11 protein-coding genes are annotated in these 13,549 nt (G+C 44.7%); 8 read left to right on the forward strand and 3 right to left on the reverse strand.

The window, feature by feature from the left end; translation table 11 throughout:
* Positions 1-102: 102 nt before the first annotated feature.
* The gene (locus ABNE31_RS14890) at positions 103-1,221 is read left to right on the forward strand and encodes a PQQ-dependent sugar dehydrogenase (protein WP_349351703.1); all 1,119 of its coding nucleotides are present in this window, start codon (positions 103-105) and stop codon (positions 1,219-1,221) included.
* A gap of 1 nt (position 1,222) precedes the next feature.
* Here the strand turns inward: ABNE31_RS14890 and murQ are convergent, their stop codons facing one another.
* Together murQ and ABNE31_RS14900 are read right to left on the reverse strand one after the other, a co-directional pair.
* The gene (gene murQ, locus ABNE31_RS14895; protein ID WP_349351704.1) at positions 1,223-2,038 is read right to left on the reverse strand and encodes an N-acetylmuramic acid 6-phosphate etherase; all 816 of its coding nucleotides are present in this window, start codon (positions 2,036-2,038) and stop codon (positions 1,223-1,225) included.
* Between the two features lie 8 nt (positions 2,039-2,046).
* Entirely contained in the window at positions 2,047-2,796 is a 750-nt protein-coding gene (locus ABNE31_RS14900) for a DeoR/GlpR family DNA-binding transcription regulator (protein ID WP_293284691.1), read from the reverse strand.
* 183 nt (positions 2,797-2,979) lie between these two features.
* Between ABNE31_RS14900 and nagB the strand changes: the two genes are divergently transcribed.
* The 5 genes from nagB to ABNE31_RS14925 all read left to right on the forward strand — a co-directional run bounded on the left by nagB (position 2,980) and on the right by ABNE31_RS14925 (position 10,561).
* The gene (gene nagB / locus ABNE31_RS14905) at positions 2,980-4,917 is read left to right on the forward strand and encodes a glucosamine-6-phosphate deaminase (protein ID WP_349351705.1); all 1,938 of its coding nucleotides are present in this window, start codon (positions 2,980-2,982) and stop codon (positions 4,915-4,917) included.
* Positions 4,918-5,006: 89 nt separating this feature from the next.
* Entirely contained in the window at positions 5,007-6,512 is a 1,506-nt protein-coding gene (locus ABNE31_RS14910) for a family 10 glycosylhydrolase (protein ID WP_349351706.1), read from the forward strand.
* Between the two features lie 57 nt (positions 6,513-6,569).
* Positions 6,570-7,850, forward strand: a complete 1,281-nt coding sequence (locus ABNE31_RS14915) for an MFS transporter (RefSeq protein ID WP_349351707.1) — start codon at positions 6,570-6,572, stop codon at positions 7,848-7,850.
* A complete protein-coding gene (locus tag ABNE31_RS14920) occupies positions 7,843-9,429 on the forward strand; it encodes a glycoside hydrolase family 3 protein (protein WP_349351708.1) in 1,587 nt (528 codons plus the stop codon). The genes ABNE31_RS14915 and ABNE31_RS14920 overlap by 8 nt, the downstream gene beginning before the upstream one ends.
* A gap of 43 nt (positions 9,430-9,472) precedes the next feature.
* Positions 9,473-10,561 (forward strand): anhydro-N-acetylmuramic acid kinase, encoded by a 1,089-nt coding sequence (locus ABNE31_RS14925; protein ID WP_349351709.1) that lies wholly within the window; start codon positions 9,473-9,475, stop codon positions 10,559-10,561.
* On the opposite strand, the gene ABNE31_RS14930 is transcribed toward ABNE31_RS14925, so the two are convergent.
* Positions 10,558-11,772 (reverse strand): multidrug effflux MFS transporter, encoded by a 1,215-nt coding sequence (locus ABNE31_RS14930; protein ID WP_349351710.1) that lies wholly within the window; start codon positions 11,770-11,772, stop codon positions 10,558-10,560. The two genes, ABNE31_RS14925 and ABNE31_RS14930, sit on opposite strands and share 4 nt — an antisense overlap.
* A 187-nt stretch (positions 11,773-11,959) precedes the next feature.
* On the opposite strand from ABNE31_RS14930, the gene ABNE31_RS14935 reads away from it, so the two are divergent.
* Complete coding sequence (locus ABNE31_RS14935; protein ID WP_349351711.1) at positions 11,960-13,021, forward strand: Gfo/Idh/MocA family oxidoreductase; 1,062 nt, start codon at positions 11,960-11,962, stop codon at positions 13,019-13,021.
* A 92-nt stretch (positions 13,022-13,113) separates the two neighbouring features.
* On the forward strand, positions 13,114-13,434 hold the full coding sequence (locus ABNE31_RS14940) for a GIY-YIG nuclease family protein (RefSeq protein ID WP_349351712.1): 321 nt from the start codon (positions 13,114-13,116) through the stop codon (positions 13,432-13,434).
* Positions 13,435-13,549 lie beyond the last annotated feature (115 nt).

The following is a 13,549-nucleotide window of genomic DNA, read 5'->3' on the forward strand; positions in this document are numbered from 1 at the left end:
GATAGTAATTTTCTGTTCGTATAAATTTCTTTTTATCTTCAACACACCCAACCATAGTAAATGGTCGTTTATCTATTAAATCTGTTATTTCAACGTAAAATTATGCAAAATAGTCTCTTATTTCCCATTTTTTTCGTTGTACTGCTTAGTACATCCTGCGCGCAAACTTCGGATAAAGAGATAAAAACTCCCGAAACCCTTGATTTTACTACTGAACTCGTGATTGACGACATTGAGAACGCTTGGGGCATGGTTTTCTTGCCCAAAGGCGGTATTTTATACTCGGAAAAGTCCGGAAAGCTAAAATTTTATAACTCCGGGAGGGTAAGCGAGATTGAAAATCCTCCGGAGGTGTACAACCGAGGACAGGGCGGTTTGATGGATATTGAACTACATCCCGATTACGAAAACAATGGCTGGATCTATCTCTCCTACGCCTCTACGGAAGGAAACGGAAAAGGGGGCAACACCGCCATTATGAGGGCCAAATTATCCAACAACAAATTGACCCATATAAAAAAACTCTACAAGGCATCGCCCAACTCCACAAGAGGACAACATTTTGGTTCCCGAATCGAATTTGACAGGGATGGTTACTTGTTTTTTTCAATTGGGGAGCGTGGCAACCGGGATGTCAATCCACAGGACATCACCAGGGATGGTGGTAAAATTTATCGGTTGCACGATGACGGACGCATCCCTAACGACAATCCATTTATAGATAAAACGGATGCCAAAAAAGCAATTTGGAGCTATGGGCATCGAAATCCACAGGGATTGGCCCTGCATCCCGAAACCGGCCAACTTTGGGAACACGAGCACGGTCCAAGGGGCGGGGATGAAATCAACATCATAAAAAAAGGAAAAAACTACGGATGGCCTATAATTACCTACGGCATCAATTATAGTGGCACCCCAATCACAGATGAAACCTCACGCCCGGGAATGGAGCAACCCCTCTACCAGTGGACTCCCTCCATTGCACCATCGGGAATGGCATTCGTTACCTCGGACAAGTATCCCAAATGGAAAGGAAGCTTATTGGTGGGGTCTTTGGCCTTTCAATATTTGGAACGATTGGAAATGCAGGACAACCAAGTGGTGTACCGTGAAAAATTGATGGATGGTATGGGAAGGGTTCGCAATGTGAGGCAAGCACCTGATGGTTTTATCTATGTTAGTGTTGAAGGCAAAGGGATTTACCGACTGGTTCCCAAATAACCTATTTTTTTAAGGCATCCACGGCCAATTTTACGGAGCCATATTGCTTGAGTGCTTTTTCAGCCTCTTCGTAGTTGAGACCCAACTCTTCCATGATGTAACGCGTTCCTCGATCTACCAATTTGGTGTTGCTTAACTGCATGTTCACCATTTTGTTCCCTTTCACCCTACCAATCCGAATCATCAATCCTGTGGAAATCATGTTGAGTACCAATTTTTGACTGGTCCCGCTCTTCATTCGGGTACTTCCTGTTAAAAACTCCGGTCCCACGTTCACTTCGATGGGAATGGTTGCCGCATTCGCCAATGGTGAACCTGGATTATTGGTTATACCCACTGTTAAAATGCCATGGGCATTGGCATCCGCAATTCCTCCCAAAACATAGGGAGTGGTGCCGGAAGCTGCAATTCCGACCAGAACATCGTTTTCGTTTATCCCATATTCCAAAAGGTCCTTCCAAGCTTGCTCGGTATCATCTTCGGCAAACTCAACTGCCTTTCGTATCGCTTGGTCGCCTCCCGCAATAAGTCCGATTACCCTTTCATGGGGCATTCCAAATGTTGGTGGTATTTCAGAAGCATCCAATATGCCCAGCCTTCCACTGGTTCCTGCACCTATGTAAAATAACCTCCCCCCTTGCTCAAAACGCTTTGCCGTTTCATCGATTACCTTTGCGATTTGCTGAAGTACCTTTTCCACGGCATCTGCTACTTTTTTATCCTCTTGGTTGATGTGGGTCACGATATCCAGCGCATCCATTTGTTCCAATCCATCATAATTGGAAGGTGCTTCGGTAATCCTTTTATGCTTGTCCATTACTATATTTAGAGTATTTGTGTGTTCAGGTTTTTAAAGGCATCAAGTTTGGTGTCCCAGGGCTCCAGTTCCGTAATCATGGTATTGATCACATTCAAACTGCACGTCTTGAATCGATGCTGCGAATTCAATTTTTCGGAGATGCACAAGAGCACTGCCTTCTTGGAGGCATTGATGACCGCCTTCTTGGTCTGTACCACATCCCAGTCAAACTCGGTGAGCCCAAATTCGGTATCTACATAGCCCGTACCGATAAAACTATAATCCACCTTTATTTCGGAAAGGGCATGAATGGCACTGGGTCCCATGGCAATCTGCGAATCGCGCGACAAGGTACCACCAATAAAGATGGTCTCCACATTCGGTTTGCGAAGCAATTCCATGGCTACAGGGAGACTCAGTGTAAAACAGGTCAGTTTCAGATTTACAGGCAATAATTTGGCCATCTCCAAACAAGTGGTTCCTCCATCAATCAAAATAACGCTATTGTTGCGTAGCAAGGCAATCGCCTTTTTGGCGATGGCAACCTTCTTGTCCAAGGCATATACATTGTTTCTTTGGGGACTATGGTTGGAAAAGCCTAGGGAAACCGCTCCCCCATGTACTTTAACCAATAGGTTTTCCTCGTCCAGTTCCTTCACGTCCCTTCTGACGGTATCCACCGAAACGTTCAATTTATCGGCCAAATCGGCCAGTAAAACTTTATTATGGAGCTCTACCTCGTTCAGTATGGCGTGTTGTCTTTCTTCCTTTAGCATGGGATTGATGTTTTCATCCAAAAATCAAAAGTAAAAACAATTGCAGAAAACAAGCTGTATGTAAACAGAATGTTATTTCTTACCTAAAACTGCAATTAAATGCAAATATATTGCAAATTATTGCAGGTATTTGCTTTTTTAGTCTATATTTGTCCTGTAAAACTGGTAAAAAGCAAATTAAACATGCAAGAATTAGCCAACAATCCCATCAAACGAGAACCTTTGGATGCCGAAATCGTCAAGTTCGAAAAAATCAACACCCACATTTATCAAGATTCGCAAAGTGCATCCTGGTATGTGGCCAACGAAATTGCCAGCTTGATCAAGCAAAAGCAAGAGCAAGGGCAAAAAGCGGTTCTTGGTCTCGCTACGGGATCTACACCAACAAAGGTGTACGACTATTTGGTGCAATTCCACAAAGAGGGCAGACTGAGCTTTAAAAATGTAGTCACCTTCAATTTGGATGAATATTTCCCCATGGAGCCCGACTCCATTCATAGCTATGTTCGTTTTATGAACGAGCATCTGTTCGACCATATCGATATTGAGCCCCACAACGTGCATATTCCAGATGGTAGCTTGCCCAAGGAAGAGATTCGAAAGTATTGTTTGGATTATGAGGAAAAAATCAAAAATGTTGGCGGCATTGATATTCAAGTTTTAGGTATCGGCCGAACCGGACACATCGGTTTCAACGAGCCTGGTTCATCCCTCAATTCCAAAACGCGTTTGGTTCGTTTGGACCGTGTGACCCGTTTGGATGCGGCAAGTGATTTCTTTGGTGAGGAAAACGTACCGCGCCGTGCCATCACCATGGGTGTCGGCACCATTATGGATGCCAAAAGAATCATCATCATGGCATGGGGCGAAGGCAAGGCACCCATAGTTCAACAAGCTGTGGAAGGGGAAATAAAGGAATCTGTTCCTGCGACATTCTTGCAGCACCACACTAATTGTGACTTTGTACTGGATGATGCCGCTTCTTCTTACCTGACCAGGGTCAAGACCCCGTGGTTGGTGAGCGAATGTGATTGGGATGAAAAACTCATCAAGACCGCCTCCATCTGGCTGTCCGAAAAATTGAACAAGGCCCTTTTAAAATTGACCAACGAGGACTACAACGAACATGGTATGGGTAACCTTATTGCCGAAGTTGGGTCCGCTGAACAGATCAACCTTTCCGTTTTTAACCAATTACAACGAACCATTACTGGCTGGCCGGGCGGAAAACCGAATGCTGATGACAGTCAAAGGCCGGAGCGAGCGCAACCTCATCCCAAAACATCCTTGATCTTTAGTCCGCACCCCGATGACGATGTGATTTCCATGGGAGGCACCTTGTTGCGCTTGGTGGACCAAGGACATCATGTGCATGTGGCTTACCAAACCTCGGGAAACATTGCCGTTTTTGATGATGAGGTCATCCGTTTTCTGGATTTTGCCACCGATGTACAAAAAGACAACAAAGAACTGCAGAAAAAGTTCAAGGAAGTACGAAAGTTCTTGGCCAACAAAAAGCCTGGGGAGCTAGACAGTCCTGAGGTACAGAAGTTTAAAGGGCTCATCCGAAAAGGGGAAGCCTTAGCTGCCTGCCGATACTGCGGAGTACCCGAGGAGAATGCCCACTTCCAGAACCTTCCTTTTTATGAAACTGGAGCGGTACGTAAAAAACCACTTTCCGAGGAAGATGTGCAAATCACCTACGACCTCTTACAGAAACTCAAGCCACACCAAATATTTGCGGCAGGCGACCTTTCCGACCCCCATGGCACTCACCGAGTTTGCTTGGACGTTATCTACAAAGCCATACAGCGACTGGTTGACGAAGGCTCCGATTGGATCAGAAACTGCTACGTTTGGCTCTACCGTGGAGCTTGGCAAGAATGGGATATTGCAGATATGGAAATGGCGGTACCCATCGGTCCTAAGGATATGACCCGAAAAATCAACGCCATTTTTAAGCACCAGTCCCAAAAGGATAGTGCCATGTTCCCCGGAAACGACAAAAGGGAATTCTGGCAAAGGGCTGAGCAAAGAAACAAGGAAACTGCAAACCGCTACAATCAACTGGGTATGGCCGAATATGAAGCCATGGAAGGTTTTGTGCGCTATCGTTTTTAAAATAACACTCTTTTAAGTTGTTAGTTGTTTAATTTAATCTAGCAAAAAGGCCTACATTTAATGCACAAGTAGGCCTTTTACTTTTTTCAATGCATCGATTTTTAACTTTAATCCCCATACTTTTTCTCTTATCCTGTGCAACGACCAAACCACCCAAACAAGAATTTAGGGGCGTTTGGGTTGCCACCGTGGCCAACATCGATTGGCCCAAACATCCTGAAGATGAAGTCGCCAAAAAAAAGAAGGACTTTATCGATATTTTGGAATTCTATCAAAATTTGAATTTCAATGCTGCCATAGTTCAAGTACGAACTGCCGGGGATGCACTTTACCCTACTGCTTTGGCCCCTTGGTCCAGATACCTCTCAGGTACCGAGGGTGAAGCCCCGAAGGGATTTGACAAACCACTGGAATGGATGATTTCGGAAACCCACAAAAGGGGCATGGAATTTCACGCATGGCTCAATCCCTACCGTGCCACCGTAAGTCTTAATACTTCCACCTTATCGGAAACCCATGATTACTTTCAACACCCCGATTGGATTGTTACCTATGGCAACAAAAACTATTATAATCCCGGACTTCCCGAAGTCAGGGAAAAATTCAACGCCATTATAGAGGAACTCGTCACCAATTACGAGATAGACGCCATCCATTTTGATGACTATTTCTATCCCTATAAAGTAGAGGGCGAAACTTTCGATGATGCCGAAGCCTACTCCACCTATGCGCTACCGGGACAATCCTTGGAAGATTGGCGACGAAGCAATGTGGATTCACTGGTAAAGAGCGTCCATAGCACCATCAAAAAACACAAACCTTGGGTACAGTTCGGGATAAGCCCGTTTGGGGTCTGGAAAAACCGGGATACGGACCCAAGGGGTTCCGACACCAAAGCTGGGCAAACCACCTACGAAGACCTTTATGCCGACCCTATTTTATGGGTTCAACAAGGCTGGTTGGACTATTTGGCCCCACAAGTGTATTGGAGCATGGACTATCCTGTGGCCTCTCACAAAGTGATTACCAAATGGTGGGCAGAGCATGCTCCCAACACCCATTTGTACATAGGAAATGGTGCTTACAAGGTCAAAAATAATCCAGACAAAGCTTGGGACAGAAAAAGGGAGATACCCCAACAGCTCAACTTTGCCCGAAATTTGGAAAACATTGACGGAAACATCTTTTTCAGTGCCAAATCCTTGATGGGCAATCACGAAAAGATAACTCGGAAATTGCAGAGGAAGTTATATCCGCTTCCATCCGAAACCCCCGGTCCATTGAATAAGGTGGTTCGACAGCTACAACTCCCTGCCATATCCTCCACAAAATTGAAGAATCAGACATTGGAGATTTGCATCCGTCACGTGGATAATATTCCCCGATTTTTGAATCTGTACAAATCAGGCAAGGAAGGTCCTCAACTCATTGGAAAGCAATATCTTTCTGAAAGTGATATCGAAGGTTGCTATGTGTTTGATTTGGACAAAAAGCATCTTCGAAAAGAAATAATGATCGGAGTAAGCGATGCTTATGGCAATCAAAGTCGTTTACAAACCGTACCAATGAACCAAAACCAAATCAATACCAAATAGTAAGTTGACACCCAACGCACATAAACATTTATATCGCAACCTAAAAAAACAAACAAAGTGAATGTAGCGCCAAAAGACAAAAACGCCTGGTTATGGATACCGTTCCTCTATTTCACCCAAGGCATACCCTACATTTTAGTAGTTACGGTCTCCGTGATCATTTACAAACGCTTAGGTATTGGTAATGCAGAAATCGGACTCTACACGAGTTGGCTATACCTCCCATGGGTGATTAAACCCTTGTGGAGCCCACTTGTGGATCTGAACGGTACCAAACGAAAATGGTTTTTAGGGATGCAGTTGCTCATTTCCTTTGCTTTTTTGGGCATTGGTCTCTTTTTGGCTTCCAATTCGTTCTTTATCATCACATTGGCCTTCTTTTGGATGGCTGCCTTCGCCTCGGCCACCAACGATATTGCCTCCGATGGCTATTACATGATCGGTCTCACCCAGAAAAAACAATCCTTCTTTATTGGACTAAGAAGCACATTTTACCGATTGGCCATGGTCACAGGGCAAGGATTACTAGTGATTTTTGCCGGCTTCTTGGAAAATCAGTATGGAGACAATACCAAGGCGTGGTCCGTAACCATGATTACCGCTTCGGTACTCATGATAGGTTTGACCGTTGCCAATTTTTTATCCGCACCTAAGTTTGAAGCATCCACACCTACGTCATCGGAAAAACCAGCAGGTTTCTTTCAAGTTTTTGCCATTTTTTTCAAGAAACACCAAATCGGTGTCGCTTTGCTGTTCATTCTTACTTATCGATTGGGCGAGTCACAATTGGTAAAAATGGCATCCCCTTTTCTGTTGGATGAATTGGAGGTAGGCGGACTGGCCTACTCCACCGAGGCTGTGGGGACCATTTACGGCACTGTAGGCGTAATCATGCTATCGCTGGGCGGTATCCTGGGCGGTATTTTGATATCGAGGGACGGTTTAAAAAAGTGGATGCTCCCGATGCTGTTGTCCCTGAATCTGCCCAATGCACTCTATGCCATTTTGGCGATTTCGCAAACCACCAGCATATATGCAGTTGTGGGTACCGTGGTACTAGAACAGTTTGGCTATGGGTTTGGTTTTGCTGCCTTTTTGATGTATCTCATTTATGTGGCCGAAGGAGCCTCAAAAACATCGCACTACGCTATCGCCACCGGCTTCATGGCCTTGGGGATGATGCTTCCGGGAATGTTGAGCGGGTATATTCAGGAATGGCTGGGATACGACGGCTTCTTCATTTGGGTGGTGGTCGCTGCGCTCCCCGCATTCCTTGTGCTCCGTTACCTAAAATATCCCGCAGATTACGGTAAAAAAACAGTAGAATCCAATGAATAAAACGATTCAACCTTTTAGCCTTCCAAAGGAACCTTTGACCTTGAAACAAAAGGCAGGACAGTTGTTCATGCCAGCCGCATTCATCAACGATACCGAAGCCGAAGTACATAAAATGGAACAGCTTATCCGTGAACATCACGTAGGTTCCATTTGTTTCTTTCATAGTCGGGCCAGTGCGGCCACTAATTTTGAAGGGAAAAAAGTCATTGTGCACAACGAGAAGAGCTACGACCGACTCTTGGACCTTATTGAACGGTATCAAAAGGCGGCGACCATTCCTTTGCTGATTGCAATCGATGCCGAATGGGGGCTGGCCATGCGCATTGAAAATACGCCGCAATACCCATACGCGATCACCCTTGGGGCACTTATCGATAGAGACGAACTTATCCATCAAGTTGGAAAAGCTATTGGGAATGACTGCGAAAAGGCAGGAATCCAATGGAATCTGGCTCCTGTTGTGGATATCAACAACAATCCAGAAAATCCGGTCATCGGTTATCGGTCTTTTGGCGACAACAGGGAAAGTGTTGTTGGGAAAGCTGAGGCTTTCTTAAAAGGTATGCAAGACAGTGGAACCTTAAACTCCATTAAACATTTTCCAGGGCATGGCGATACCGCCACGGACTCCCATTTAGGACTTCCAGTAATCGATAAATCTTTGGACGAATTATTTGAGAACGAACTGTATCCTTTCAAAAAACTCATTGATATGGGGGTTGACTCGGTTATGGTAGGCCATTTGCTTTTGCCCCAATTGGATGCCGAGAATCCTTCCACCACCTCATCAAAAATAATTACGGAATTGCTCAGAGATCAACTGGGCTTTAAAGGTGTTGTCATTTCAGATGCGTTGAACATGCATGCCGTTTCCAAAAAATTCCCCAAAAAAGGAACATTGGAGAAAGCGGCTTTTGATGCTGGGATGGATGTGCTATGTTTCAGTGAGCACGTAAAAGAAGGTGTGGATGCCATCCTTTCCAGTGCATCGGAGCAACGCATTCAAGAGAGTTTTGATAGGGTCTGGAAGCTAAAAGAAAAAATGTTTTCCCAAGAAAGAGAATCCAAAGAAATTGATGTTATTGCGTATTCTGAATTGAACCATACCATAGCAGAAAATACCATCACGGAACTGTATGGAGACAAAGTCATGGCTGACCACATTAAATCGTCAGGATTTTTGAGCGTTTCTGTGTCTTTTGGCAAGAAAAACTGGTTTGCCGAAGAGATTTCGATACACTTTGGTTCAAAAACGGTTGATTTGGATACCGCTTTACAGTCCAATCAGCAGAATGTCGTAGTAAGCTTATTTCCGCCTGCGGTAAAACCTAAAAATAAGTTTGGGATGGACGAAAAAACCGTCGATTCCCTTCAAAAACTTCTTCAGAAAAAGAATGTGTTGCTGTACCTGTTCGGCAATCCATATGTACTGGATATTTTAGAGTTGCCGCCCCACGCCAATGTAGTTTTGGCGTATCAAGATTTTGAAGCGTTCCAAAAGGTCGCTTTCGCCCATTTCTCCGGAAAAATCAAGGCAAAAGGACAGCTTCCTATTCAACTAAAAACTTTTCGACCATGAGCCCACAATTTGTTATTTTTAATAGTCTCAAAAAGTATCGGGTATGAGCACTTATAAAGTTTTGGGGCTGATGTCCGGCACCTCGCTGGATGGCTTGGACATGGCCTATTGCCATATTTGGGAAGCCAACGGAACTTGGAATTTTCGCATTAAAAACACGGCCGAAATTGAATACTCGGAAGATATGCGGGAATACCTCAAAAATGCAATTCATCTTTCCGAGGAAGAACATGCACAATTGCACAAAGATTATGGCATCTGGTTAGGGCAACAGTGCCGTTTGTTTTTGGACGAACTTGGCGAAGAGGTAGACTTTATTGCCAGTCATGGCCACACATCACATCACCGCCCCGAAGATGGTGTCACCTTTCAATTGGGCGATGGACAGCTTTCGGCGAATATCTCCGGAAAGCAAGTGGTCTGCGATTTCAGGACTAAGGATGTTTCCTTAAAGGGACAAGGCGCTCCGTTGGTGCCCATTGGCGACAGGTTATTGTTCCACGAATACGATTTTTGTCTGAATCTCGGGGGCATCAGCAATATCTCCTTTGAAAAAAATGGCAAACGTATCGCTTACGATATTGGATTGGCCAATATGCCGCTGAACTATATCACCCACAAAATGGGAATGGCCTACGATAAAAATGGTCAACTGGCACGGTCGGGGAAATTGGACACAACACTTTTAAATGAACTCAATACTTTGGAATATTATAAGCTCCCCTACCCCAAGTCTACTGGCTACGAATGGTTTACCTCGCAAATTGTCCCGTTGATTGAAAACTCATCGGCCTCTAATCCAGATTTGCTGCATACTTTTATCCATCATAATTGCGAGCAGATTGCCTTGGCCGTCCATCAACACAAAGCCGACAAGCCTGATAAACATAAATTATTGGCCACTGGCGGAGGCGCTCTCAACCGGTTTTTTATGGATAGCCTGCAAACTGCCTTGGGCGACGACGTAGAAGTGGTAGTTCCTGATAAAACCCTGATTGCCTACAAAGAAGCCCTAGTTTTCGCACTAATGGGGGTGCTGAGACTCCAAGGAAGGACCAATGTTTTAAAATCTGTGACCGGAGCCACTTCAGATTCCTGTAGCGGAGAGGTATATTTCCCCCAAGAAGATTAAGTGGTGACCACCCTTTTTCGTTTGGGCTTGTTCACCAGAAGGAAAATGGCAAGGGCGCAAAGACCGCAAATGGCCAAGCCAGCAAAAAGCGGCCATACCGTTTCTTTTACAAATTCCCCAATAAAGGTTGCTATGGGAATGGACAGCAAAGTAGATACAAATCCATTGATAGCAGCACCAATACCTGCTATATGACCGATAGGCTCCATAGCAATGGAACGGAAGTTACCCCACATAAACCCAAGGCAGAAAAACTGAATGGACAAGAACCCTACCAGCACGTAAATACTGGGATTGGGCGTATTAAGGAATACAATGGAATACGTTAAGGCGACAATGCAAAAAACAATCGTTGCCATTAAAGACAGTTTTCGCATCCCGAAGCGCATCACCAAGGTTCCGTTCAAAAAAGTGGAAAGTCCAATGGAAACGGCCAAGCCCGCAAAAATATAAGGGAACATTTCCTTTAAGGCATATTGATCTTCAAAAATATGCTGGGCCGAGCTCAAATACACTAAAAATGCGCCTGTCACCAATCCAGATGTCAACGTAAAGGCCACGGTTTCACGATATTTCACAAATTCCTTTACCCCATCGATAAACACATGCCGCGTGAAGGGGATTTTATACTCGGGATGCAGGGTTTCCTTTTGACGCTTCCAAAACCAAATGGCAACGACCAAAACAAAGAACATCTGCACATAAAAAATAGCCTCCCATCCCGCAGCATCCAGAATCAACTTACCAATGGCAGGCGCTACCACTGGAACCAAAATAAAGAAGGCCACCACAAAGGACATGATTTTGGCCATATAATCGCCCACGTAGGTATCCCGAATGATGGAAATGGAAATCGTTCTAGGTGCCGAAAGCCCAATGCCCTGAAAGATGCGGCCAACGACCATCACTTCCAAAGAAGGTGCATACAAGCAGACGACACTTGCAATCAAAAAGATGATAAATCCAATATAAACCACTGGCTTTCTTCCAAAACTGTCTGATATGGGTCCAAAGAAGAGCTGCCCTACCCCAAGCCCCAAGAAAATCATGGTCACCAATAACTGGTTATCCGTTGGATCGGTACTGTTGATGGCCGTTCCTATATTGGAAATGGCAGGTAGAATGGCATCAATGGCCAGGGCTACGATGGACATCAAAGCGGCCATTAGGGCCACAAACTCAAAGTTGGGTTTTTGATGTTGTTTTTGCATCAGGCAAAATTAGGCATACCCATTGGACTGGTAAAGCATTTAAGAAAGGTTTAATGTAAAGGAAACATATACATCGTTGTAGTTGAACATTTTACAAGTCTTTCTAAAAACTATAAAACCTTATCTCTTCCAAATCATGGCGAAAAATGAAGATAACCCTATCTTTAAGGCTAAATCTTTGAAAACAATGGGCAATTTAAAGGTATTAGTGGTCGGATGCGGCAATATGGGAACCTCCCATGCACGCGCATACCATCAATTGGAAGGTTTTGAGATTGTAGGATTGGTCAGTAGAGGGGCCAAAAGTCGCGAACGGCTTTCCAAAGAACTGGACGGTGCTCCTACATTTTCGGACTATAATGAGGCACTCCGAGCCACTCAACCGGATGTGGTATCCATCAACACCTATCCCGATACGCATTTTAATTATGTGAAAATGGCCTTGGAAGCCAATGCCCATGTCTTTGTGGAGAAACCCCTTGCCCTAACCGTAGCGGAAGCGGAAACTTTGGTGGCACTGGCCCTACAGCAAAACCGAAAAATGGTAGTTGGCTACATTTTGAGGGTGCATCCTACTTGGGCCAAGTTTACCGAAATGGCCCAGGCCTTGGGCAAACCTTTGGTAATGCGCATGAATCTGAACCAGCAAAGCTCCGGAGAGCAATGGTATACCCATAAGCAACTGATGAAATCCATGTCGCCCATCGTGGATTGCGGCGTGCACTATGTGGATGTGATGTGTTCCATGACCCGCTCCAAACCCATTAGTGTTTCTGCCATTGGTGCCCATTTATCGGACGAAGTGGATACCGAAATGTACAATTATGGACAGTTACAGGTTCGTTTTGAAGATGGTTCCGTAGGCTGGTACGAGGCAGGTTGGGGTCCTATGATGAGCGAAACCGCCTTTTTTATCAAAGATGTGATAGGTCCGAAAGGCTGTGTTTCCATTAGTGATTTGGACAAAGGCGCTTCTGAGGATATCGAGGGGCATACCAAAACAGGTAGTTTGAAACTGCACCACAGCGAACTCAATGCAGAAGGCAATTTTACCAAAAAGGATGAAATCATCAGCACTGCGGACGAACCGGACCATGATGGACTATGCCTGTTGGAACAAGAATATCTGCTCGATGCCATTATAAACGACTGTGACCTCACCGATCATTTGAACGATGCTGTGAATAGCCTTAAAATAGTGCTCGCCGCCGATGAATCGGTCAAAACTGGGAAGACGGTGATGTTGTAGTTAAACTGTCAGGTCGAGCGCAGTCGAGATCCATTTCAAAATACTTTGTTATGTTTGGTGTCAGGTCGAGCGCAGTCGAGACCCACCAAATCATGAACCTATACTATGTTTACATCCTAAAATGTGCCGATGGACTAACCTACACGGGTATCACCGAAAATATAGCGCGCCGACTCAAAGAACACCAAAGTGGAACTATCAAAACGGCGTTCACCTATCGAAGAAGACCTGTCCAACTTATCTTCTTACAAGAATTCAATGATGTATTGCAAGCCATTTATTTTGAAAAGAAAATAAAAAAGTGGAGTGCCAAAAAGAAGTTTGCCCTTGCCACTGGTGATGTGGACCTGCTTCAAATTTTATCGGAATGTAGAAATGCTTCGCATTTTAAATATCATCCTGACAAGGATTGAGGTCTCGACTGCGCTCGACCTGACAGCACAAAAGAACCGCAAACTACAGTTTTGCTGAATATTTGAGTCATTGATGTCAACAGTGTCAATTGCTATGTCTTTAACACCATTTAGC

The sequence above is a fragment of the Flagellimonas sp. MMG031 genome (assembly GCF_040112705.1).
Taxonomy (GTDB): Bacteria; Bacteroidota; Bacteroidia; order Flavobacteriales; family Flavobacteriaceae; genus Flagellimonas.